Consider the following 24,524-nt stretch of genomic DNA (forward strand, 5'->3'; position numbering starts at 1 on the left):
AGAGGAATGTAGGGTCTTTATTCACCATTATAAAAGATGTCAAATCGGTTCTATACAATTCTTCGAGGTATGTCAGATATTAATCTTTTGACAGAAGCAGGCGATTTTAAACTTCTATCTAGACGCGCGGTGAACGAGCTCATAAAATTCAAAGAAAAGAATCCCTTTCTGCGAGGTATGGTGACTTGGATTGGCTTTAATCAAGTATCTATTCATTATCAACGAGAAGCACGGTATGCAGGCGCAACAAAATTTCCCATATTCAGTCGCAAGGTAATTCGCAATTTTTTTAATTCGGCATTAATTTCTTTCTCAGATCTGCCTTTGCAAGCAATTTCTTGGCTTGGGCTCATCGTTTCGATCTGCGCGTTCGTATATTCAGCTTACGTAATTCTCGAAAAAGTTAGAGGACATAATATTCCAGGATGGACGGCAATTATGGTAACGATGCTGTTTTTGGGGGGCGTGGAGTTGTTAGCAATAGGGGTTTTAGGCCTATACATCAATTCTATCTTTGTTGAATCTAAGCAAAGACCGAACTATATTATCAAAGATAAGTTTGGTTTTTAAGAAAAGATGAAGCGATCTAGAATTTCTCACGCGATCGCTTCATTCGACTACTCAAACCTTCATCTAATGGTTTCTACTATTTGAGCAAAATGCGATCGAGCTTCAGTGATTACTTCTCTTGGATTTTAAGCAGTCCATCGTGGATTAAAAGAAAGCCTTTGAGATTTTCAGATTTTACTGTTTGTTTTCTATTAGGTGCAGTATTTCTATACTTCACCTTTGCTGCCACGACAATCGTACCCTACGCTCATCACGATCAAATTCGTTATTTCCGAGAAGACTTTGGTAACCCTGAACTTAAGAACAACTGCTATCGGGACGTTCAATATCAACATCTGTACAGCATTGGTAGACCAATCACTGCTGAATTGGAATGCATGACATTTCGCAACGTTCATACCTTGTCCGATCTAAATCTATTGAGAATTGGCGTGATTTTGTTGTTGGCGATTGCACTTGCCCTATTGTCCTTATGGCTGATTTCCCTGGGCATCTCTCGACCAGTTGCCTTATTTCTGAGTGCGGCAGTTTTCACGCTTCCTGGTGCGCAAAACACTGTATTTATGACAAATTTTGCCAATGCTGTGGCACCGTTATTGGCGATCGCTAGCAGTTTGGTTATGTCTACCTCTGTTGTAGACTCGGCACCTCGGCGGGGATTAGCGAATCCGATCAAGCTTTTGCTCTCGCTTTTGCTCATTCTAACTTCTTTTTTTACTTACCCTTTTCTATCCTTCTTTTATTTAGTACCCTCGATTGGCAATCTGCTGTTTAACAGGCAGCAACCTTGGAGAGAACTTCGGGCTGCCTTTATTCGCGATGTCATTTTCTTGGGTGTAGCAGCTCTGATCTATTTTGTAATTGTGCGTTTGTGGATCGTTCCATTCCATCAAGTGCCTTACAGTACTGCCTATAGGGTAGAAATCTCCATCGATGAATATATCTTTCAGATGAAACTCAACAGGCTATTTGACCAGATTGTGTTTACATCATTTAATTTCTGGAATATCTACACCATCAGAAATCTCAGTTTAGCGATTGTAGGCTCGATTATCGCCGTACTGCTTGCTACCATTGTCAGCCCTCAAAAGTTTACAAGTACGATCGCTCATCAAATTGTACAACGTCGGTTTGTCGGCGAACGCGCGTTCGCTTTATGTACCGCTTTGCTCTTGCCTAATTTCCCTTGGTTACTCAGCAATGCCACAGCTATGAGGTATCGATTGCTTTTCCCTACGACAGCGATCGCACTTTTAATTTTTGCTTGGAGCCTCAGCTATTGGTTGACCTTAATTTCTAAGAAACTGGCGATCGACGAAAACTCACTGCTCTCAATCACAATGGCAGGACTCATGATTGGCGGTGGTCTTTTAGCAAACTATAATACCGTCCAGAATGTGTGGAACTCAAATGTTGAAGTGATGTTTATCCGCGGCGCTCTGGTATCGCATTTGGATCGCCCCATTCATCGCATTCATGTGATCAAACCCCCCAATAATTGGCTGGGTTACAATGGACTACCAACCATTGGCGATGAATTTAATCGCAAATCCTTAGACTTTAGCTATCACACCGCAGAATTAGTTCGAGTAGCCCTGCTTGGTATAGCCAATGCCCCCACCAATTTGGCAATTGTACCCTGCGAGTCTAACCAAAAGCAGTGTGCCACTGACACTACGATGCAAGGTCGGATTGTCGTCACCCACTCTATCTTGGGTGAACCCATTTATGACTCTAAGAACATGGTAATCATAAATATGGGCGAGTTAGTACTTGTAGGAGGAAATCGGCTATAGGGATAAATTGAATGGGAAAACAAGAGGATGCCCAGTAGAATCTCCATTCTTACTAAAACTATGGAGTTCGCCGATCGCAGAGAGTTCCCATATGCCAATATCAAAGAGCTGGATGCTGCAATAGATGAGGAAGGTATTCATGATTTATGGATAGCGTTCTATCAAAAAGAGGGCATAGTTCGGGTGAATCATGTTTCAACTGCGGCGATTTGACCAAACCGCGATCGCAACCAGGTATGTCCCAATTCGTTCTGATTTTTGGCGTGCCATAGCATCGAGACGGCAAAACCTGAAACGGGCATGGGTAAAGGTAGAACCTGCAAAGGTTGAAGTTCCATCCAAACACGAGCCAGTCTTTCTGGTAAGGCTGCCAACAAGTCGGTTTGCGCCAAAATGAAACCCGTTAGCAAAAAATGCGGGATGCTCAGAGCAATATGCCGTTGCAGATTTTGCTCCGCTAAACTGCGGTCGATGCGCCCGATCGGATCTTCGCGCAGGGATACTAAGAGATGCGATGCGGCGAGATAGGTTTCCAGTGTCAAAGGCGATCTCACTGAGGGGTGGTTTTGACGGCAGACACAGACAAATCGCTCCTTAAACAACTCCTGCTTTTGATGCCATGCTGCCTGTTGGGGATGAAAGCCGATCGCTAAATCGATTCGATCTTCATCTAGCAACGTCAGAACCTCTTGGCGATCGGTGGCTCTGACTTGAAGTTGAAGATGGGGGGCTTGATGCGACAACTGCTGCATCAGCTTCGGTAAAAATACCATCTCCGCATAATCTGACATTCCCAAGCGAAACACCCGCTCTGATGTTTTGGGGATAAAGCGTTCTGGCTCGGTCATCGCAGACTGAATTTGCCATAACGCCGATCGCAGCACTTCTGATAATTGCAGGGCTTTGGGCGTAGGCTGCATTCCCGATGGTGTTTTGACTAGCAATGGATCGTCAAACAGATGGCGCAGACGGGCTAAGGCACTACTGGTGGCTGGCTGGCTCAGTCCAATCCGCATAGCAGCACGGGTGACATTGCGCTCTTGCATGAGGGCATCGAAGACGACGAGTAGATTTAAATCTACCCCTGCCATATTCATGTGATGAATATCATTCATATCAATAATCAATTAGACAAATGAAATAATCGTAGCGAAAATCGAGATCGAAAGCACATCAAAACAAACGCTGAAGAACCATGAGTAAGACGTTAAATCTGTCCAAAACCTCGTCAAAAAAGATTTTGATGGTTGTCTCTAATCCTGCGATTTCCACCACATTGGGGTGGCCAGTGGGTTTCTGGGCTTCAGAACTCATCCATGCTTGGTACGAATTTATCGAAGTCGGTTATGAGGTGACGATCGCCAGTCCCAAGGGTGGCAAGGTGGAATTTGATGGCTTGAGCGATCCGCGCGATGCCAGTGGCTATTCTGCTGAGGACATTCTCAGTATGGGCTTCATCCATACCCCCAAGCTGATGGCATTGCTAGAAAACACCCCCAGCCTCGATGATGTCAGCGCTGCAAATTTTGATGCGATCGTGGTGGCAGGCGGACAAGGCCCCATGTTTACATTCCCTAGCGAAACGCGACTGCATCAACTCCTCGCCGAATTTTACGAAGCCGAAAAGGTAACCGCTGCCCTATGCCACGGAACCTGTGCTCTTCTCTACGTGAAATTATCGGATGGGAAGCCCTTGATCGAAGGTAAAACCATGACAGGTTTCGCCAATGTGGAAGAAGACTTCGCCGATCGCATTGTGGGTCAAAAAGTCATGCCCTTTCGCATTGAGGATGAAGCCAAGAAGCTAGGAGCCAATTTCATTACGGGTGGCTTGTTTAAAGAATTCGCCCTGCGTGATGGAAGACTGGTAACAGGACAGCAGCAATATTCTGGCAAACTCACTGCCAAACTCGCGATCGAAGCATTGGGTGTATAAACCGTAGCGCAGGCATCCTGCGTGCAATTGCTAACAGCTATACCAAAACAAATGGAGTTTAGGAGGGAATCATGAAGATTGGTATTCTTGGAGCAGGTAATGTCGGTGGAACCTTGGGTGAGAGATGGGCAAAACAGGGTCATCAAATTCTATTTGGCGTGCGCAATCGCACGGCGATCGATCTGCAAGTACGCCTCGATCGCACAGGAGGAAATGCCCAAGCAGGCTCAATGACAGAAGCCGCTGAGTTTGGTGAGGTCGTGGTTCTCACTGTGCCTTGGGGAGCGGTGGAGGAGCTACTGCCCAGTCTGGGCAACCTAGAGGGCAAGATTTTATTGGACTGCACCAATCCCAACTTCACTGGCGAACCTTCTCAATATCATCCCATTTCAGGTGGAGAAAGAGTCGCTGAACTCGTTCCCACTGCCAAGGTTGTCAAGATTTTCAACACGACAGGCTGGGAAAATATGGCAGACCCCCAATATGGTTCTGAAGCGATCACGATGTTCTATGCGGGTGACGATGACGCCGCTAAAGCCGTAGCCGCCACCTTGGCTGCCGAGTTGGGTTTCGACCCAGTGGATGCGGGTTCTTTATCGAATTCGGGTTTGCTAGAAGCGATCGCGCAACTCTGGGGCAAGCTAGCCTATGCACAAAAACTAGGGCGAGGGATTGCATTCAAATTGCTCAAGCGACCTTAAGGAATCGTGAAGCGCATGACCTCTAGATGTTTGTGGCATTTGGCAATTCCTTTCAGGATGCGTTCCGCCCCATGAAACCGCCGATCACCTGTGGGGGTTTAGCATTTACGTCACAACTCATAAACTCCTCACAGAAAATCTACTCCGCAAATGCTAAACCCTCTTGATTTCCAAAATGTCCAGACAAATTTTCCCTGCGTTTCAAGGTTTTGGGCATAGCATTCCCATTCGATCGTTTTGGTTAAATGCAAAACACCTGCGGGAATGCTATGCCCCTACGGGAATTATTTTTCTTTTGTATCTTGGGGGGAGGAATGTATAATTGTAATGCAAACTCAAAGTATTGCGACTTTGGTATTTAAGATATTCCACCTCTGGATATACTTCCCTAAATGCTTGTAACTAGTAAAGAATATATTGAAGTGATTGCAGATGTGCGAGGTGGAAAGCCTTGTATCTCTGGTACGCGAATTGCAGTTGAAGATGTTGCTTTGATGCACCTCAAGATGAATTATTCGTTAGCCGAAATTGCTGGGAAGTACGATCTAAAAATTGCTTCGGTTTATGCCGCGATCGCTTACTATTTCGATCATCGTGAAGAAATTGATCGGCGATCGCAAGAAGAAGAATTATTGGTTATCGGTTTACAACAATCTTATCCATCTCAGCTCAAAGAGAGACTGAAGGTTCTCAGAGGTGACTAAGATTTGTTTTCATCTAGATGAAAATGTCGATCCAGTTGTAGCGGCTGGATTGCGGCGTTATGGTGTTGATGTAACGACCACTGCGGAAGTAGGGCTACGCAGTAAAAGCGATCCTGAACAGCTTGCCTATGTTTGTCAGACCCAAAGAGTCATTGTCACGCAAGATCGAGACTTTCTGATAATTGCAAGCCAAGGATACGAGCATTCGGGAATTGCCTATTGTCAAAAAGGTAGCCGTTCGATTGGCAAGATTGTAAATGCACTGATTTTGATGTATGAGGTGCTGACACCAGTAGATATGAAGGGCAAAATAGAATTTTTGTAGGGGTTTAGCATTTGCGCCACCCTTCATAAACTCCTCACAGAAAATCTCGAAATGCAAATGCTAAACCCTCTTTGATTTCCAAAATGTCCAGACAAATTGTCTCTGCGCTGCGAGTTTTTGGGCAAAGCATTCCCGCAGGTGTTTATGCATTTCGTCAAAACCATCCAATGGGAATGCTTTGCCTCTACAAAAAACATTTTAGTTTCGTATCTTTGGGGGAAATGTACAATTGTGAGGCAATCTCAATGGTGTTGTTATGGCACGGATCTACTCGCTGGCTTTTGGTGTGTTAACTGGGCTTTTAGCGATGGGATGGCAACCCGATTTACTTTTTGTAACTGCCCAAGCGCAAACAATGCAAGACCGAAAGGCTGAGGCAGATCTACTAAGATCTCAAGGAATCCAGCAGCATAAGACTAGCCAGTTTGAGGCTGCATTACGGTCATGGCAGAAAGCATTGACCATTTATCGCGAAATTAATGACAGAAAAGGTGAAGGAAGGACATTGAACAATCTTGGTATTGTTTATCATTCTTTCGGTAAATATGACAAAGCCATTGATTATCATCTGCAAGCTTTAGCGATTGCACGAGAAATTAAAGACAAAGAGGGCGAGGGAAAAGATTTGGGAAACCTAGGTATTGTTTACCTTTCTCTTGGCAAATATGACAAATACATTGAGTATGAACAGCAATGGTTAGCAATCTCGAGGGAAATCAAAGATCGGGAAAGTGAAGCGGCAGCCCTGAATAATCTAGGTATAGCTTACGAGAGACTCGGCAAATATGATAAAGCCATTGAGTGCTATCTACAAGATCTAGCTCTCTCTCGGGAAATCAAAGACAGACTTGGTGAGAGCAACACGCTGGTAAACTTGGGTACTATTTATAAAATATTGGATAAAACGGATAAAGCCATTGAGTACTTTGTCCAAGCTTTAGCTATCAAGCGTGATATTAAAGACAGATGGGGTGAGGTTCAAGCCCTAAGCAATTTGGGGGCTGCTTACCTTGCTCTCATCGATTTTGACAAAGCCATTGACTATGAACGGCAAGCTCTGGCGATCTCTCGGGAAATCAACAATAGAGAGAGCGAGTCCAATGCACTAAGCCTCATTGGGTACATGCTATACAACAGAACAGATCTCGCTATTCTATACTACAAACAATCGATTAATGTGCGTGAATCTATTCGTAAAGATATTCGCAAACTAGACAAAGATTTACAACAATCCTATTTAAAAACTGTCTCTATTGACTACAAACGCCTCGCTGATCGGTTGCTTGATCGAGGTCGAGTCATTGAAGCCTTGCAAGTCCTTGACTTGCTCAAAATCCAAGAACTCGACGACTATCTCAAAAATATCAAAGGCAATGACAGAACCTCTCAAGGTATCAGACTTTTAGAACCAGAGAAAGTTTTTAGCATTCAGCTTCCAGCATTCAGCTTTCAACAGTCCAGAGAACTCAACCGCCAACTCGCTCGCCAAATTCAACGATTGCCAAAATCAGAGATCGACAAACCACCTGATTATTTGCAAAAACTTCCCCAAGGCACTGCCCTCCTCTATCCCCTCATCCTCGACGATCGCCTCGAAATTGTCCTGTTTTCGGCAAATACTCCCGCCATCCATCGCACTGTCAATATCAAAAAAGACGATCTAGAAAAACTCGTTACTGAATTCAAGGATAACCTTGTCCAAGGGCGGAAAGACCCCAGCGATGATGGATTTCTTAAGCCTGCACAAAAACTCTACGACATTCTGATTAAGCCGATTGAAGCCGATCTCAAGAATGCCAAAACTACCACCATTCTCTACGCTCCCGATGGGAAGTTGCGCTATGTTCCCCTCACTGCGCTCTACGATGGCAAACAGTTCCTAATTGAAAACTATGCCGTCAATAACCTGATCGCCTATATTCTCACCGACTTTACACCTAAGACCAGCAAACAACCCAGTGTTCTCGCAGGAGCCTTTGGTGGCAAAAAAGGTGAAAAGCTGTTTGGGCAAGATGCCTTGCCTGCAAGCCTTGTAGAAGTTTCTGAGATTGGCAAACTGATCGAAAATTCCAAGGCTTTAATCGAAAATAACTTCGGTCGTAAAGCCACCGAAGGGCAACTTCCCAATTACAACATCCTCCATCTTTCCACCCATGCCGAGTTTAAATCGGGCGACCCCGATAATTCTTTTATTCTCTTTGGCAATGGGGATATCCTTCGCCTCAGGGAGATTTCCGAGCTAAAAATGCCCAACATCGAGCTGATCGTGTTGAGTGCTTGCGAGACCGCAGTGGTTAAATCAGGCAGTGGGGTAGAAATCTTAGGTTTTGGTTATCAAATTCAGAAGGCAGGGGCAAAGTCAGCGATCGCTTCGCTCTGGAGAGTGAACGATGCGGGTACGCAAAGCCTGATGCAAGCGTTTTACGGTTATGTCAAACAAGGCGATCGCAGCAAGGCATCTGCACTCAGACAAGCTCAGATTGACTTGATTCGCGGCAAGCAGTTCTCTCATCCCTTCTATTGGTCGCCATTTATCCTGATTGGTAATGGTTTATAGCGATCGCTTAGTTTTCACCTAGTTCGGCTGTACTTAGCCCCGCTGACTGAGATCGAAGGATTTAGGGAATCAGGGTTTTCTCAATGCGGCGATCGGGAATCAGCCAGATTACTGCAACTAGAACAAATAGCGCACAGGAGAGCCAAGGCAGGACAAAGGCAAGAGGAATTGACAATCCGTAAAAGCCAAGTGATATCTTACCTTTAAAGTCTTTACCGATCGCTACCCCAAGGGGGGAATCCTTGCCGTGATGATTAATCAGGGCGATCGTCAAGATAAAGTAGGAGAGTGCAGCCAGAAACAGAACGACTCCATAAAAAGCAACGGGGATGGTGGTGAAGTTGTTTTCACCCATCCAAGCAGTACAAAAGGGGAATAGCGACAGCCAAAATAGCAGGTGCAGGTTTGCCCAGAGAATACTACCATTCACATGTCGAACTGCTTGTAATAGGTGATGGTGATTGTTCCAGTAGATGCCAAGATTCACAAAGCTCAGCACATAGCTCAAAAACACAGGGATCAATTTACGTAGCTCTTCTAAACTATCCCCATGGGGTACTTTTAATTCCAACACCATGATTGTAATGATGATCGCAATTACACCATCACTAAATGCTTCTAATCTACCTTTTCCCATCCGCGTAGAATCTCCTGATTTTGCTCGATCTAGAAGTTGGTTGCACCCATCTTTACTTTATCGCACACTTTACCCCGTTCTGTAACTACCCTTTATAAAAAACTTAGAAGGGAGGATAATTCTGTCGCGTAACTTACTGTTGTACCAAGTGTTCTATTGCCAATAGCTTTCTGACTACTGTCAAGAACTCTTCTGGGTAAAAGGGTTTGCTTACATAGGCATTGGCTCCATTTTTTAGCCCCCAATAGCGGCTAGATTCACTACATTGTGAAGAGCAGAGGAGAATGGGAATCGCTTGCGTGCGTTTGTGCTGCCGCACCCGACGACAGACTTCGTAGCCATTGGGGTAGGGCATGACCACATCCAATACGATTAGATCGGGGGTAAAATAGAATTCATGCAGGTACTGCAATGCCTCACCACCACTACTAGTCGAAATTACTTCAAAGCCATGCGATCTCAGCAGAGAAGCGATCGCTTCCCGCTGGGTAGGGCTATCTTCCACAACGAGAACGAGTTTTTTAACATCCATCTTGGGTTTCCTCCTATGCTTTTTTTAAGGCGATTGCCCAATCTTAGGGGGCGAATCGAAGGAGCGCATGAGGTTATCGTCTCAATTCTGTCTGGGACTTTTGTCCCGATCTAAGTCAGGACTAATCGTTCTTGCGATCGCACCAAGGCTGCTCTATCCTGAAGGGATGCACTACGAGCAAAAAGCCTAGGGTGCTAGCTTATGAGCATTTGGTGGAGATGGACGCAGCTATGATTCGGATTTTACTGGTAGACGACCAACGCCTGATCCGTTGTGCCCTGACAATGCTTCTCGATGTGGACAGCAGTTTCCACGTAGTGGGTGAGGCAGAAAATGGTGAAGATGCCGTGCGTCAAGCGGAGGCGATGCAACCCGATGTCGTATTGATGGACATTCACATGCCGATTATGGATGGGATTGAGGCTACCCGCGCCATCTGCGATCGCGTTCCCGATGCCAAAGTGCTCGTGCTGACCGTTGATGACGACGATCGCGATCTAGCAAAAGCACTCAAAGCTGGGGCGGCTGGATACTTGCTCAAAAATACGCCCCCAGATGAGCTAGCGATCGCGATTCAAGCAGTGCGTAAGGGATACATGCATTTAGGCCCTGGGCTAGGTCAAAAAGTGATCGCCAAAATCATCATGCCAGCCGCAAAACCCGAACTTGACTGGAGCGAACTTACCCCCAGAGAGCATGAAATTCTCAAACTGATCGCCCAAGGGTCGAGTAACCGTGCGATCGCAGAGTTACTGTTTATTACTGAGAAGACCGTAAAGAATCACATCACCAGCATTCTCAATCGCCTAAATCTGCAAAGCCGCACCCAAGCTGCGATCTATTACCTTGAGAATGCGAACGGAACCTATTCCTAAGAATTACTCTGGGTGATTTTGGAATGGGAGATGCAGCGGTAACTCTTTCTGTTCCTTAACGCTCACAGGCTCTTTCTTTCTATCTGTTCGCGTTCGATCGCTTCAAACAAAGCCTGAAAATTGCCTTCGCCAAAGCCTTGGGCAAGGTTCTGACGCTGGATGATCTCAAAAAAGAAAGTAGGTTGGTCAAAAATCGGTTGGGTAAAAATTTGGAGTAATGCTTGACCCGTCTCATGATTCTGTACATCCACAAGAATGGGAGGTGAAGTTTCCAAAAACTTGACTCCGCGTGATTTGAGGATTGCTACCGTCCGAAAAATATCATGGGTATGCAGGGCGATGTGTTGAATGCCTGCACCCCGATTGCGATCGAGGAATTCTTGGATTTGGGAATTTGGTGTGGAAGGTTCGTTGATGGGAATTTGAATGGTGCGATCGCTGTTTTCCATTACGATACTTTTTAAAGCCGAACGCTCGGTCTGGATGTGAAAGCGATCGCCGATCTGCAATCCCATATGCTGTTCGCACCAATGGGCAGCTTTCCACATTTCCCCCACAGGTACGTTGAGAACCAAGTGATCGATATGTGTAAATAGGGGCTCAGTAGAATTCTCAGTGGAAATCCCAGTAGGATTCTTAGTGGAATTCCCAGCAGAAAGCCCAGTAGAAAGCCCAGTAGAAAGTCCACAGGAATGCTGAAATGAGCGATCGTTCCCCAATGCCAAAGATGAATCGCTCGTCACAAAATGATGTGTCACATCTCCCCATAACTGTACAGATTCACGGGAAGATTCACTAACAAATCCCTGCGAAGAATCGGGCTTGATTCTAAATGCAATCTCACCCACACCCGCAGGATGGTGCTGCAAAAACTTTGCAACAGGACTGCTAGAGCGCAGGGGCGCAGAAAGTTTGATTTGAATTGTGCCATGCTGCAAGATTTCAGTGTGGGCGTGGTCGCGCACCGTACCCACCGTTTGAAACCCTAAGCAGTCTTCAAACCACTTACGCCAGCGATCGACATTCTCAACATAGAAATGTATGCAATCGACACCAAGAAAATCTCGACAGGACTTAGATTCAGCGATGAGCATGGAGCATTTAGAGTAAAGAAATTATAAAATCTACTCCTATTATCCTCTAGATCGAAAGTTGAGGTTTAGGGTTTCGGCGTTGACAGCGATCGCCCCCGCCAAGTCCAACCCCAGCCAGTCTCAGTTTTGATAATGGATACCAAAGCGATCGCCACAACAATCGCCCCACCCACACCCGTTAACAGCCAATAGCGCAAGGGTTGCCCAAAACTCTTAACACTGCGCTTGCGGAAAACATATTGCAAGGCGATCGCGATCGTCGTCAAACAGCATAGGGCTAGATAACTATTCACCACCCACTGATGATTAATTTCCAATAACCGATAACTAATAACTGATAACTGAGCGCTGACAACTAACCAAATTAACCCCAGCCAAGGCACAACGTAAACTAAACTCAGCACAAAGGCAGAATATAGCGTCATGCCAAGATTTTTATTGGCTCCCATGTAATAGTTTTTCGTCCATCCTTCCCACAAAGCAGCAAAATTTTGGTACATCCTGACTTTGACGAGACCTAGACCGAGGATATAGCGCAATTTCAGTTTATTTTGCTTCACGAGCCGACCTAGCTCTACATCCTCAACCATTTGCTCTGCCACAGCGCGATGCCCACCAATTTTTTCGTAGGACGCTCGACGAAATAACATAAACGGCCCTGCCGCAAATGCTGTGGGATCGTCGGCTTGATTTACTGCATCAAAGTTAAACCCTACGGCAAGTACGCTCATCATTAAGGGCTGTACTAACCACTCTGTAAGGCATCCACACATAATTTCTGGAGCAATGCTCAGCAGATCGGTTTGATGGGTTTGGGCTTCATGCAGTGCCGCCGCGATCGCTTGGGGTTCTAACCGCACATCCGCATCGATAAATAGTAGATATTCACTCTGAACCTGCTCTGCTGCCTGAGTACAGGCCCAGTTTTTGCCTCGCCAAACGCGATCGGTGGGACGGGGTGGGACAGAAATTAGGTGGACGCGCGGATCTTCACGGACTAGTTGCTGCGCGATCTCACCCGTGCGATCGCTCGACTCATCGTCGGCAATCCAGACTTCTAAGGTTTGGGAGGCTTTTAACTGGCTTTGTAAAACCGCCTCTACACAACTGCGAAGATTAATTTCTTCGTTATAGGCTGGAATTACCACCGCGATCGATGGGGTTGCATCAGGTATCAAAGAATTCGTTTTAGCTGCGGGAATGGCTAATTTGGGCGCAGCCGTCACAGAACGAAACAAACGGCGACTAAATTCGGTAATGGCGATCGCAGATGCCAAAAGCAAGCAACAGAACAACAGATGAAAAATAACGATGGTAGGCATTAAAAATTTAGTCGTGACAAACTAAATGCTAGCCCACTGGCAATCCGTAATTTTAGGGTTTTACCAAATTGATTCCAGATTTAAAACAAATTCAGGCAAGACATCTTCGCCTGAGAGCGAAATCGGCGATCGCAAGATCTCGACTTCCTTGCCAATCCGATAGATTTCGACTTGCCGATCCTTGCGGTTAATTAACCATCCCAATCTGGTTCCGTTATCTTGATATTCTTGCATTTTGGCTTGCGTGGTTTTGAGGCTGTCGCTCGGTGACATCAGCTCAATGACAAAATCTGGGCAGATCGGCGGAAATTTCTCCCGTTGTTCTGGGGTCAGAGCCTCCCACCGTTCTTTTACGATCCAAGCAGCATCAGGCGATCGATTTGCACCATTGGGGAGCTTAAACCCAGTAGAGGAACCAAAGGCAACACCTAGCTTTTTACGGCGGTTCCAAATTACCAAATCTGCGCCTAGAGATAGGCTATGCATCCCTGTATCGCCGCCTTCTGGTGCCATGATGGTGATGTCTCCTTGAGCATTGCGCTCAAATCTTAGATCGCTATTTTTTTGGCAGAGTTGAAAAAACTGCTCGTCCGTGATTTCGAGTACAGAGTCTAAACTAACGGTTAGGGAGTTCATAGGAAATAAACCTAGGTTTCAACCTGTGGAATAGTCTGGTGATTTAGGCAGGATTAGGATTCATTTTAATCGACTTTTACGATTAGACTGCGAATCCATGCCTTCCTAATCCGATCTCTTCCATGCCCTTGGGATTTTACGAATCCCATAGAATTCACAATTGATTTAGGCTTTTTATATAATCTAGGGGGAGAATATGTCAGGAATTGCCATAAACAGCCAAGAATGAGAAAGGATTTGATATGATGCCTTAAACGCTCTTGACCAAACCGACAGCATGAGAAAGGCGATAATTACTTGGGATAAGGATGCAACCAAAGACCCAGAGATAGAGTATCAGACCTTACTAAAGTCTCTCAACGCAAAGCATGGGTTCGATTTTGTGTTTGTAAGATGTTCTCCTGTTGAGGCAGAACAAATCGTTTCTAGATCTCAGCGCGATATTGAGCATAAAAATGTTCAGGTTCTGCGGTTGCATCAACCCACAGAAGACCTTTATACCGCGATCGCCAATTTGACCAGTCACAAGCACCCCGATCTTCTATTTGTTACAGGTATTGAAGAATTTCTGGTCGGCTATACCCAGCAGCCAAATCTAGATGTAAAAATGCGGCAAGAGCTGGACTCTGTCCCCAAACCGCTTGCGAAGTTGTGCCTGCTTCAAAAAAAATTACAGCAAGAATTTGATTTCTGTTTTGTATTTTTGTTACCCCTGTTTGCCCTCAAATATTTTGTTGGAAGGTTACCGACTTTCTTTGACGAATCCGTTCAGGTGTACGAATTTCCAACGGATATGGAGTTGCGGCGGCAAGAAGTGCTACGCCGTTCTTTAGAAGATCGCTATCAGAACTATCTGATCATGACGCCCGAGGAGCGCGATCGCAAATTTCAAGAATTACAAAAATTAATTGATGCCCAACCCAATAAATCCGATCGCAGAGTCGAGTTATTACTAGAACAGGGTGGCTTGTTAGCAGCAGGCAGAAGTTTTGCGGAAGCAATTGCTAACTGCGATCTTGCTCTGGAAATTACTCCCAGTTCGCATCTGGCTTGGTACAATCGCGGTGTAGCCTTAGATCTGCTAGGCAAGCATCAAGAAGCGATTACCAGCTACAATCAAGCACTCAGTCACAAAGATAATTTTCATCCAGCCCACTATAACCTCGGTACCTCTTTGAGTATGCTGGGATGCTTTGAAGAAGCGATCGCTGCCTTTAACCGTGCCCTCAACCTCAAGCCTGATTATCACCCTGCCTTTGCTAGCAAAGGGGCATTGCTCAATGACTTGGGGCAGTACGAAGAAGCGATTAGCAACTGTGACAAAGCCTTAGCCATTCAACCAAACTATATTCAGGGATGGTTTAGTCGGGGCTATGCCCTAGAGTCGATGGGTAGGTATGTTGAGGCAATTAAAAGCTACGATCGCGCCTTGGAGTTTAAACCAGGGGATCATCAACTCTGGTATTGGCGTGCCAAAGCCCTAGATAGTTTGGGAGAATATTCCGAAGCGATCGCCAGCTACGATCGCGCCTTAGTCATTCGTCCTGATGATTACTATGCCTGGAACAATCGCGGTCTGGCTTTGAGCAATTTAGACCTCTACGAAGAGGCGATCGCTAGTTTTGATAAAGCTTTAGAGATTAAACCCGACGATCATTATGCTTGGTATTGCCGTGGTAATGCCCACAGCGCCTTAGGTCGTTTAGAAGAAGCGATCGCTTGCTATGATAAGGCAATTCAAATTGAGCCGGAAGAACCTGAAGTATGGCAAAATCGCCGCGTAGCGTTTCGTCGGCTTGGGTTTAACTAGTTGGATTTAACTAAACGGGTTCAATCAAGCAGTTTTAACCAATACAAACTTAATGTCTCTCGATACTTTACTCATTCAAATTTTCTCCCTACTTTTAAGCATTGTGGGTCAGTTTTTGCTTAAGGCGGGTGCTCTAGCACTTGGACGGGTAGGCATGGGGAATGTAGCTGAGAAAATAGTTTCTATGGCGCTTCAGCCCTACTTATGGGCAGGAATTGCCATGTATGGGCTCTCTGCGATCGGGTACATCATTGTGCTATCTCGCACCAAGTTATCCATTGCTGCCCCGACGATCTCAATTTCCTATGTGATTATTACCTTAGGTGGGGCATTGCTATTTCACGAACCATTACCCCTCATCCGTATGGTTGGGGTGTTGGTGATTGTGATCGGTGTTTTGATGGTTCTACAAAGTTAATCCCGAAGTAAATTCTAGTAAAACCCAAATAACCAAATAAAAAGAGGCGATCGCCTCTTTTTATTTTCTCGGTTTAAATGGTACGCAGCTACAAACAGGAACGCAAATAGGCGCTACCCCAGTGCTTTATAGACTTTAAAAACGGGCTAGACAGGACTCTAACCTGTGACCGATCGCTTAGAAGGCGATTGCTCTATACAACTGAGCTACTAGCCCACAGCTTACTATCGTATATCAAAATGAGATTTTGACAATCGTTTCATGCTAAACCAAGTTATTGTTACGGCGGATCGAATGCGGGCGATCGAGTCGCTGATGTTTGCAGCAGGGATGCCAGTAGCTGCTTTGATGGAAAAAGTGGCAGGTCTGATCGCCCGGCGTCTCGCAGAAATTTATCCGATCGCTACCTATCGACGGGTGGGCATCTTGGTAGGCTCGGGACACAATGGTGGGGATGCCCTAGTGGTTGCCAGAGAACTTTGGCATCGGGGGCGCGAAGTCAGGGTTTATTCACCCCTCGCAAAGCACAAACCGCTCACCCGCGTACACCGCTGCTATGCCCAGAGTTTAGGCATCCCATTTGTTGATTTAGAGGAGCTAAAAACCTGCGATCTGATTGTGGATGGTTTGTTTGGCTTTGGTTTAGAACGCAACATCCAAGGAGAACTCGCAGGAATTATCGACAAGGTGAATACTTGGGGGATTCCTATCCTCAGTATCGATCTGCCTTCAGGCATCCATACCGATACGGGGGCTGTGATGGGGGTGGCGATTCGGGCGACCCATACCCTCTGTTTAGGTCTATGGAAGCGCGGACTGTTCGCCGAATCGACCCTTTCCTATGTCGGTCAAGTCGAGCGCCTTGATTTTGATATTCCAGAATTCATGGTGCGTCAAGTCCTAGGAGATGCTCATGCTGAGTGGCGCATCGACCCAAAGCAAATATTTCGCCATTCATCCCAATCCTCTAGGGGGAATCCAGCATCCTCATGCTTGCCAATTCCTCGTGCCATTACGACGCACAAATACCAAGTCGGACATCTTCTATTAATCGTAGGTTCGCAAACCTATGGCGGGGCGGCTCTGTTGGCATCCCTAGGCGCAAAAGCAAGTGGGGTGGGAATGTTGACGATCGCCGTTCCCAATTCTCTCAGGTTGATGGTACTGGCACAGGTACCCGATGCGCTAATAATTGGTTGCCCTGAGACCGATAGGGGTGCGATCGCGCAATTACCCGAACTGGATCTGCATAAATATCAGGCGATCGCCTGCGGTTGCGGTCTGTCTTTGGAAGCTAAAGCGATCGTCGAGCGAGTTATCAAAGCACCCTGTCCGCTAGTCCTAGATGCTGATGGATTAACTTTATTAGCAAGCTTGGGAATAGATCGGTTGAAAGCACGTTCTCAAGCAACAATTCTCACACCGCATTGGGGAGAGTTTAGTCGATTATTTCCCGAGCTAAAACTTGAAGATCGCCTGACAGCGGTGCAAAGAGCCGCAAGCCAAACAGGCGCTACGATCTTACTCAAGGGCGCGAGAACGGCGATTAGTTTCTGCGATCGGTTGGCAACCAGTTCTCTAGAGATGCCTGAATATCAACAAACTTGGGTGAATCCTGAAAGTACGCCTGCGCTGGCGAGAGGTGGCAGTGGCGATGTGTTAGCAGGTGTAATAGGTGGGTTATTAGCTCAGGGCATGACTGGTGGAAATGCCGCGATCGCGGCAACTGTCTGGCATTCGCAAACAGCGATTTGGCTAGCAAAACAACGCACCGAGATGGGTGTCGATCCGCTCATCTTGGCACAAAATCTCCTGTCATTTCTTGCCCATAAAACGGTCTAATCCTATCTTTTGCGATTGCTATATGAAATTGCTACAAATTCCAAAGGGAAGAGGTTTCCCCCTTCCCTTTCTTTAAGAATTAAGCAGGAGAATCCTGCATTCTATGTTTACCTTACTTAGACTCTGTGAAGTCAGCATCAATCACGCTGTCATCGCCACTGGCAGCATCTTTGGTTGCGCCATCTTGAGGTTCACCAGAAGGAGCTGCACCACCATCACCACTTTGTTGATAGACAGAAGTACTGAGGGCATACAAAGCTTGCTTGAGTTCTTCGCTAAGTGTGGGAATGCGATCGTGATCCTCGGCTGTGACTGCCGCACGCAGGTCTTTAATTAAACCTTCGATCTTGGTCTTGTCAGCATCGGGAACCTTATCAGCTAGATCTTTGAGTTGCTTCTCAGCTTGATAGGCTAGAGAATCAGCTTGGTTTTTGGCTTCCACACGTTCGCGCTTCAACTTATCTTCAGTTGAGTTTTTCTCAGCTTCTCTGACCATGCGCTCTACCTCAATATCGGGTAGCGTAGAAGCACCAGAGATGGTGATCGACTGAGCCTTACCAGTACCTTTATCCTTAGCAGTTACTGCCAAGATACCGTTGGCATCGATATCAAAGGTGACCTCGATCTGGGGTACGCCACGGGGAGCCGCAGGAATTCCATCTAAGCGGAAAGTCCCCAGACTCTTGTTGTCGCCTGACATTTCGCGTTCGCCTTGCAGAACGTGAATTTCTACATTGCTTTGACCATCCACGGCAGTTGAGAAGGTCTCTGACTTTTTGGTAGGAATGGTGGTGTTGCGAGGAATAATCTTGGTCATGACACCGCCCAAGGTTTCTACACCAAGAGACAAAGGTGTAACGTCAAGCAATAGAATGTCTTTGACTTCACCCGCGAGAACCCCTGCCTGAATGGCAGCACCGACGGCTACAACTTCATCAGGGTTAACGCCTTGGTTAGGGTCTTTGCCCAAGATCTTTTTGACTAGCTCTTGTACGGCAGGGATACGGGTAGAACCGCCTACGAGTACGACTTCATCAATCTTAGATTTGTCAATCTTGGCATCTTTGACCGATTGCTCGACGGGAATGCGGCAGCGATCGATCAAATCGGAGCATAGCTTTTCAAACTCAGCTCTGGTCAAGGTAACATCAAGGTGCTTTGGCCCATCTTGAGTTGCGGTGATAAAAGGCAGGTTGATTTCAGTTTGGGTGACGCTAGATAGCTCGATTTTGGCTTTTTCAGCAGCTTCGGTCAAACGTTGTAAAGCTTGTTTGTCACTACGTAGATCGATGCCTTCAGAAGCTTTAAACTGGTTAGCCAACCAATCCACAATTTTTTTGTCAAAGTCATCGCCACCAAGGTGCGTGTCACCACTGGTTGACATCACTTCAAATACACCATCCCCCACTTCGAGAATTGATACGTCAAACGTACCACCACCAAGGTCAAACACCAGAATGGTTTCATTGCTCTTACTGTCTAAACCATAGGCAAGCGCTGCTGCTGTAGGCTCGTTAATAATCCGTAAAACTTCTACGCCTGCGATTTTGCCTGCATCTTTGGTGGCTTGACGCTGTGAGTCATTAAAATAGGCTGGAACCGTTACAACCGCTTGGGTAACTTGTTCGCCTAAATATTTGCTGGCATCGTCAATTAACTTACGCAATACTTGGGCAGAAATTTCTTCGGGAGCAAACTGCTTGCTAACTGCGGGGGCATCAATTTTGACGTTACCGCCTTGGTTAAGGACTTTGTAAGCAACTTGCTTAGATTCGTTACTTACTTCTTCATAACGTCTGCCAATAAAGCGCTTGACCGAATAAAACGTGTTGTCAGTATTCATTACAGCTTGGCGCTTAGCAATTTGCCCGACGAGGCGATCGCCATTTTTAGCGTAAGCCACAACTGAAGGGGTAGTACGGAAGCCCTCGGCGTTTGCGATTACCGTGGGCTTGCCGCCTTCCATAACGGCGACGACTGAGTTTGTCGTACCCAAATCAATTCCAACTACTTTTGCCATGAGGCTTCCAACTCCTGATTCAGAACTTTTGTTAATTTCTATGGTTACTAGAGACTAAGATTAACTAGTTTTACGAATTAACACAGCAGGTTTTTCCCCTGAAAAGGTAGGGTTTACCGTACAGCAGCATGAATTGTTACCTGTTTTCGGTGATTGTTTGTCAGGAATGAGGAGGCTGTTTGTAGTTAGTGGTCAGTATTTAGCCAGTCTTAGATGTTTGAGGGTGACGCGATCGCTGCAAACATTCAAGCTGCAAATATTCAAGCCAGCGATCGCTAAGGCTATAAGTATTAAAGCTAACTTCGGCATATACTCTGAAACCAGTAGTGGCAATAATCCCGTAGCAAAGTTACATGTTTGAGCAGACCTTTAAAAATATTGATGACGTTCTCTGGAAAGAGGCAGGTTGTACTACGGAGCTGGACTATACCGAGCAAACCTCTTGGTTGTTATTTTTAAAGTACTTGGATGATTTAGAGCAGGAAAGGGCGCTAGAAGCAGAGTTAGTGGGCAAGCCCTACGAATTTATTATCGATGAGGCGCATCGGTGGTCGGCTTGGGCAGCTCCTAAAAAGGCAGATGGCTCGATGGAGCGCGATCGGGCGATGGTTGGTGACGATCTGATTGATTATGTCAACCGCAAGCTATTCCCATATCTTCAGGGTTTTAAACAGAGGGCGACGAGTCCAGACACGATCAAATATAAGATTGGGGAGATTTTTAGCGAGATTAAGAACAGGTTCCAAAGTGGCTATAGTTTGCGGGATGCGTTGGAATATATCGACGAACTCAGGTTCCGATCGCAGCAAGAGAAACACGAGCTATCCCACCTCTATGAAGCCAAGATCAAGAATATGGGAAATGCGGGGCGCAATGGCGGGGAGTATTACACGCCGCGTCCGTTGATTCGCGCCATGATTCAGGTCGTGAAGCCTAAGATTGGCGATCGCATTTATGATGGGGCTTGCGGGTCGGCAGGATTTTTGTGCGAGAGCTACGACTATTTGCGTCGGGGCGACCTGACGACGAAACAGCTCGAGCAACTTCAGACGAGCACGTTTACGGGTAAAGAGAAAAAGAGTCTTGCCTATGTGATCGCGATTATGAACATGATTTTGCACGGCATCGACGCGCCGAACATCATCCACACCAACACGTTGACGGAAAATCTCAGCGATATTGAAGATAAGAATCGCTTTGATGTGATTTTGGCAAATCCTCCGTTTGGGGGCAAGGAACGCAAGGAGGTGCAGCAAAACTTCCCGATCAAGACGGGGGAAACGGCGTTTCTGTTTTTGCAGCATTTCATCAAAATCCTAAAGCGCGGCGGCAGGGCAGCGGTGGTGATCAAAAATACGTTCCTGTCCAATTCGGATAATGCGTCTAAGGCATTGCGTCAAGAGCTTTTGAGTAGCTGCAATCTGCACACAATTCTCGACTGTCCGAGTGGAACCTTTATCGGTGCGGGTGTGAAGACGGTGGTGCTGTTTTTTGAGAAGAGGAACCCAACCCAGAAAATTTGGTATTACCAACTCGACCCGGGGCGAAATATGGGTAAGACGAATTCGCTCAATGATGAGGATTTGCGCGAGTTTGTGGAGCTACAGTCCAAGTTTGCAGAAACAGAAAAATCTTGGCTGGTGGATATTGCAGACATCGATCGCGAGTCGTTCGATCTATCGGTAAAAAATCCTAATAAGGCTGAGGAAGCACCGTTACGAGAACCGCAGGAAATTTTAGATGCGATCGCATCTCTAGACGCAGAAAGTGCAGAAATTTTGGAAGCGATCGCGGGGATGTTATGAACGAAATCAATTCTCAAGATTATGCTAATTTCTTTCAAGAGGTTAAGCGGCGGATTCGCGATCGCCAATATGAGGCGCTACGCAGTGTAAATCGCGAACTAGTACTACTGTATTGGGAAATTGGGGAGCAAATTCACCTCAAGCAGGAATTGTTGGGCTGGGGCAAAGCAGTTGTGGGGACGCTAGCGCGAGATTTACAAAGGGAGTTTCCAGGGCGAAATGGTTTTTCGGAAAGAAATCTGCGGAATATGCGGGATTTTTATTGCACTTACTCAACTAGCCCAATTTGGCAACCAATGGTTGCCAAAATTAGCTGGACAAAAAATCTAATAATTATGAGTTGCTGTAAAGACGACCTAGAGCGTGAGTTTTATCTACGAGCAACGGCTCGTTATGGTTGGACAAAGGCGGTACTTCAGCATCAGGTGGATAATAAGAGTTACGAAAAGTATTTGCTAAATCAAACTAATTTTGATGCGACAGTACCAGATGAGATCAAAGCGCAGGCAGTGCTGGCAGTTAAGGATCGCTATACATTTGATTTTCTAGATTTGGCGGATGAACATTCAGAACGAGATTTAGAACAGTCATTGGTGAAAAACCTACGAGCGTTTTTGTCTGAGTTGGGCGGGGCGTTTGCGTTTATTGGTAATCAATATCGATTGGAAGTGGGCGGTCAGGAATATTTTATCGATTTGCTTTTATTTCATCGCCGTTTGCGTTGTTTGGTGGCGATCGAGTTGAAAATTGGTGATTTTAAGCCTGAACATAAGGGCAAAATGGAGTTTTATCTAGAGGCGTTGGATTGTCAAGAAAAGATGGAGGGAGAGAATCCACCAATTGGGATGATTATTTGTCGCTATAAAAATAAAACAGTGGTGGAATATGCGTTGCGAACTGCCGTTCGTCCAATTGGGGTGGCGACCTATACAATCGTGCCACAGCTTCCTGATGCCTATCGCGAACAGTTGCCTAGTCCTGAAGAAATTGCGGAACGATTACGCCTTTGGGATGAGCAGGAGATAGAATTAGATTAAATCTGATGATCTTTATCAAAATAATTTTTTATATAACTAAAACCATGACTCTAATTGTTAATCCATTTAAAGGGGTTGTAGAGAGTTGATAGTTGATAGTGGACAGTTGCCAAAAGGATGGCAGAAAAAAAGGCTGAGTGAAATATCCAATATCGTAAATGGATATAGTTTTAAAAGTGAAGATTTTTCACCAGAAAATTCTATCCGAGCAGTTAAGATAACAAACGTTGGTGTTAGAGAATTTATTCAAGAATCCTCTAGCTTACTCCCTGAAGAGTTTCTAGATAAATATAGTGATTTTAAAGTCTTTAAAGACGATATAGTGATTGCTCTGACGCGCTCTATCATATCAAGTGGATTAAAGATCGCTCTAGTTCCTAATGAATATAACGAAGCTTTACTTAATCAAAGAGTAGCTGCAATTAAACCTAATTGCAATGACATTATTGAAAATTTTCTATTCTTTTACTTTTGCACTCAAAATGTTGCTGAATATGTGAAGAAAGAAGCTAATACATTAATGCAGCCTAATCTTTCTATTAAGTCTTTGAAAAGTTTGCTCGTGCCAATTCCACCACTTGCTGAGCAGAAGAGGATTATGGCGATTTTGGATGAGGCGTTTGAGGGGATCGATAGAGCCATACGCAACACAGAAAAGAACCTCGCCAACGCTCGCGAACTCTTTGAAAGCTATCTAAACTCAAAACTGTTAGACGTAGCTTCAGGCGAGCTAAAACATTCGTTATTATCTATTACAGAGCTAATCGTTGACTGTGAACATAAAACTGCTCCAACTCAAGAGACGGGAATACCATCAATCCGTACTCCCAATATTGGAAAGGGCTATCTAATTTTTGACAATTTGAACCGTGTCTCTGAAGAAACCTATGAGCTTTGGACAAGGCGTGCTAAACCAGAAGCAGGAGACTTAATCCTTGCAAGAGAAGCTCCAGCAGGAAATGTTGCTGTTATCCCCAAAGGACAAAAAGTTTGCTTAGGTCAGAGAACTGTACTGATAAGACCAAAAAGAGAAACTGTAAATTCTGAATACTTAGCCTTTTTAATCTTGCATCCAGTTATTCAAGCGCGACTTCTTGCCCATTCCACAGGTGCAACAGTGCAGCATGTAAACATGAAAGATATTCGCAATCTTCCTATTAGCAAGCTGCCGCCAATTCAAGAACAGATAGCTTGTGTACAAGAGTTAGAGCAACTGAAAGCACAAGCTAGTCGCCTCGAAACCATCTACCGCCAAAAACTCGCCGCCCTCAACGAACTCAAACAATCCATCCTCCAAAAAGCATTCACTGGCGAATTCACCGCCAACCGATCAAACTTTATTGGACAATTGGCAAACAGATCAGCGTAATCTATTCAGAATGGGCCAATTTTTACGAAACCTAGCCTGACTTTCAAATTGTGTCATCACTGCTGACGCAATACTCGATATCTACCTTTTTGAGCATAAAAGTGCTTTAACGCAAAACCAAATTACTAGTCCTTAAACGTTGAAACCCTTATAGAATCAATCAAAAAGTGCTTTAATGCAAATCGAAATCAATGAAATAAAAATGAATATGCGTGTAACAATAATCTGGCAGCCGAAACTTTTCCTGATGAACAGATTGTCTACACACTGTGTAGACAATTTAGCTGGTCACATTTAGATAAATGCAATATTCGAGTAACTGATTATCTGACGGTGCTGCCACCGCGTGAGGTAATGGAAGCAAAGCTTCATCAAGCGATCGTCGCCGCCCATCGCTGCTTAGCAATAAACAGTTAGTGGATAAAATAAAACTAAAATACTTCAGTGAATTCGTCATCAGTTACGACCGCAGTGCGGACGCAATTATAGCAATTCTCACTCAAATGAGGTACAAATAGACAGTAAGCTAAATTGTCAG

Annotated in this window: 22 protein-coding genes and 1 tRNA gene; 14 read left to right on the forward strand and 9 right to left on the reverse strand. The window is 45.4% G+C overall.

The genetic code is table 11. The annotated features are described in order from the left end of the window. Positions 1–69: 69 nt before the first annotated feature. Together V2H45_RS16850 and V2H45_RS16855 are read left to right on the forward strand one after the other, a co-directional pair. Positions 70–570 (forward strand): hypothetical protein, encoded by a 501-nt coding sequence (locus tag V2H45_RS16850; RefSeq protein ID WP_330484827.1) that lies wholly within the window; start codon positions 70–72, stop codon positions 568–570. A 158-nt stretch (positions 571–728) separates the two neighbouring features. After that, positions 729–2,366, forward strand: a complete 1,638-nt coding sequence (locus V2H45_RS16855; RefSeq protein WP_330484828.1) for a hypothetical protein — start codon at positions 729–731, stop codon at positions 2,364–2,366. Here the strand turns inward: V2H45_RS16855 and V2H45_RS16860 are convergent. Both V2H45_RS16860 and V2H45_RS16865 read right to left on the reverse strand, forming a co-directional pair. After that, on the reverse strand, positions 2,361–2,507 hold the full coding sequence (locus V2H45_RS16860; RefSeq protein WP_330484829.1) for a hypothetical protein: 147 nt from the start codon (positions 2,505–2,507) through the stop codon (positions 2,361–2,363). The two genes, V2H45_RS16855 and V2H45_RS16860, sit on opposite strands and share 6 nt — an antisense overlap. A 47-nt stretch (positions 2,508–2,554) precedes the next feature. After that, positions 2,555–3,481, reverse strand: coding sequence for a LysR family transcriptional regulator (locus tag V2H45_RS16865; protein ID WP_330484830.1), 927 nt, complete (start codon positions 3,479–3,481; stop codon positions 2,555–2,557). 80 nt (positions 3,482–3,561) lie between these two features. Here V2H45_RS16865 and V2H45_RS16870 point away from each other — a divergent pair, with 80 nt between their 5' ends. The 5 genes from V2H45_RS16870 (at position 3,562) to V2H45_RS16890 (ending at position 8,589) form a co-directional block, all read left to right on the forward strand. Next, positions 3,562–4,302, forward strand: coding sequence for a type 1 glutamine amidotransferase domain-containing protein (locus V2H45_RS16870; protein ID WP_330484831.1), 741 nt, complete (start codon positions 3,562–3,564; stop codon positions 4,300–4,302). A gap of 71 nt (positions 4,303–4,373) precedes the next feature. Then, positions 4,374–5,003, forward strand: a complete 630-nt coding sequence (locus V2H45_RS16875; protein WP_330484832.1) for an NADPH-dependent F420 reductase — start codon at positions 4,374–4,376, stop codon at positions 5,001–5,003. A gap of 392 nt (positions 5,004–5,395) precedes the next feature. Continuing rightward, positions 5,396–5,707 (forward strand): DUF433 domain-containing protein, encoded by a 312-nt coding sequence (locus tag V2H45_RS16880; protein ID WP_330484833.1) that lies wholly within the window; start codon positions 5,396–5,398, stop codon positions 5,705–5,707. Next, positions 5,700–6,032: a DUF5615 family PIN-like protein gene (locus V2H45_RS16885; protein WP_330484834.1), complete on the forward strand. Its 333-nt coding sequence runs from the start codon at positions 5,700–5,702 to the stop codon at positions 6,030–6,032. The genes V2H45_RS16880 and V2H45_RS16885 overlap by 8 nt, the downstream gene beginning before the upstream one ends. Positions 6,033–6,288: 256 nt before the next feature. After that, entirely contained in the window at positions 6,289–8,589 is a 2,301-nt protein-coding gene (locus V2H45_RS16890; protein WP_330484835.1) for a CHAT domain-containing protein, read from the forward strand. Between the two features lie 61 nt (positions 8,590–8,650). Here V2H45_RS16890 and V2H45_RS16895 read toward each other — a convergent pair whose 3' ends face one another. Continuing rightward, positions 8,651–9,226, reverse strand: coding sequence for a TMEM175 family protein (locus V2H45_RS16895; RefSeq protein ID WP_330484836.1), 576 nt, complete (start codon positions 9,224–9,226; stop codon positions 8,651–8,653). 133 nt (positions 9,227–9,359) lie between these two features. Further along, positions 9,360–9,758, reverse strand: a complete 399-nt coding sequence (locus V2H45_RS16900; RefSeq protein ID WP_330484837.1) for a response regulator — start codon at positions 9,756–9,758, stop codon at positions 9,360–9,362. 218 nt (positions 9,759–9,976) lie between these two features. Between V2H45_RS16900 and V2H45_RS16905 the strand changes: the two genes are divergently transcribed. Next, positions 9,977–10,633: a response regulator transcription factor gene (locus tag V2H45_RS16905; RefSeq protein ID WP_330484838.1), complete on the forward strand. Its 657-nt coding sequence runs from the start codon at positions 9,977–9,979 to the stop codon at positions 10,631–10,633. A gap of 62 nt (positions 10,634–10,695) precedes the next feature. Here the strand turns inward: V2H45_RS16905 and V2H45_RS16910 are convergent, their stop codons facing one another. From V2H45_RS16910 to V2H45_RS16920, 3 genes are all read right to left on the reverse strand, one after another. Continuing rightward, positions 10,696–11,727: a 4-hydroxyphenylpyruvate dioxygenase family protein gene (locus V2H45_RS16910; protein WP_330484839.1), complete on the reverse strand. Its 1,032-nt coding sequence runs from the start codon at positions 11,725–11,727 to the stop codon at positions 10,696–10,698. 65 nt (positions 11,728–11,792) lie between these two features. Beyond that, positions 11,793–13,049, reverse strand: a complete 1,257-nt coding sequence (locus tag V2H45_RS16915) for a glycosyltransferase (protein ID WP_330484840.1) — start codon at positions 13,047–13,049, stop codon at positions 11,793–11,795. Positions 13,050–13,109: 60 nt separating this feature from the next. Continuing rightward, positions 13,110–13,685 (reverse strand): Uma2 family endonuclease, encoded by a 576-nt coding sequence (locus tag V2H45_RS16920; RefSeq protein WP_330484841.1) that lies wholly within the window; start codon positions 13,683–13,685, stop codon positions 13,110–13,112. Positions 13,686–13,962: 277 nt separating this feature from the next. Here V2H45_RS16920 and V2H45_RS16925 point away from each other — a divergent pair, with 277 nt between their 5' ends. Beyond that, positions 13,963–15,495, forward strand: coding sequence for a tetratricopeptide repeat protein (locus tag V2H45_RS16925; protein WP_330484842.1), 1,533 nt, complete (start codon positions 13,963–13,965; stop codon positions 15,493–15,495). Between the two features lie 52 nt (positions 15,496–15,547). Continuing rightward, on the forward strand, positions 15,548–15,913 hold the full coding sequence (locus tag V2H45_RS16930; protein ID WP_330484843.1) for a DMT family transporter: 366 nt from the start codon (positions 15,548–15,550) through the stop codon (positions 15,911–15,913). 142 nt (positions 15,914–16,055) lie between these two features. Here the strand turns inward: V2H45_RS16930 and V2H45_RS16935 are convergent. Then, positions 16,056–16,129, reverse strand: a tRNA-Arg gene (locus V2H45_RS16935). A gap of 45 nt (positions 16,130–16,174) precedes the next feature. On the opposite strand from V2H45_RS16935, the gene V2H45_RS16940 reads away from it, so the two are divergent. Beyond that, positions 16,175–17,755 (forward strand): NAD(P)H-hydrate dehydratase, encoded by a 1,581-nt coding sequence (locus tag V2H45_RS16940; RefSeq protein ID WP_330484844.1) that lies wholly within the window; start codon positions 16,175–16,177, stop codon positions 17,753–17,755. Between the two features lie 112 nt (positions 17,756–17,867). On the opposite strand, the gene dnaK is transcribed toward V2H45_RS16940, so the two are convergent. Then, positions 17,868–19,775, reverse strand: a complete 1,908-nt coding sequence (gene dnaK / locus V2H45_RS16945; protein WP_330484845.1) for a molecular chaperone DnaK — start codon at positions 19,773–19,775, stop codon at positions 17,868–17,870. Positions 19,776–20,128: 353 nt separating this feature from the next. Here dnaK and V2H45_RS16950 point away from each other — a divergent pair, with 353 nt between their 5' ends. From V2H45_RS16950 to V2H45_RS16960, 3 genes are all read left to right on the forward strand, one after another. Then, a complete protein-coding gene (locus V2H45_RS16950; RefSeq protein WP_330484846.1) occupies positions 20,129–21,580 on the forward strand; it encodes a class I SAM-dependent DNA methyltransferase in 1,452 nt (483 codons plus the stop codon). Then, complete coding sequence (locus V2H45_RS16955; RefSeq protein WP_330484847.1) at positions 21,577–22,617, forward strand: PDDEXK nuclease domain-containing protein; 1,041 nt, start codon at positions 21,577–21,579, stop codon at positions 22,615–22,617. The genes V2H45_RS16950 and V2H45_RS16955 overlap by 4 nt, the downstream gene beginning before the upstream one ends. 85 nt (positions 22,618–22,702) lie before the next feature. Next, positions 22,703–23,986 (forward strand): restriction endonuclease subunit S, encoded by a 1,284-nt coding sequence (locus tag V2H45_RS16960; RefSeq protein ID WP_330484848.1) that lies wholly within the window; start codon positions 22,703–22,705, stop codon positions 23,984–23,986. Positions 23,987–24,524: the final 538 nt, after the last annotated feature.

The sequence above is a fragment of the Tumidithrix elongata BACA0141 genome (assembly GCF_036349135.1).
Taxonomy (GTDB): Bacteria; Cyanobacteriota; Cyanobacteriia; order Pseudanabaenales; family Pseudanabaenaceae; genus Tumidithrix; species Tumidithrix elongata.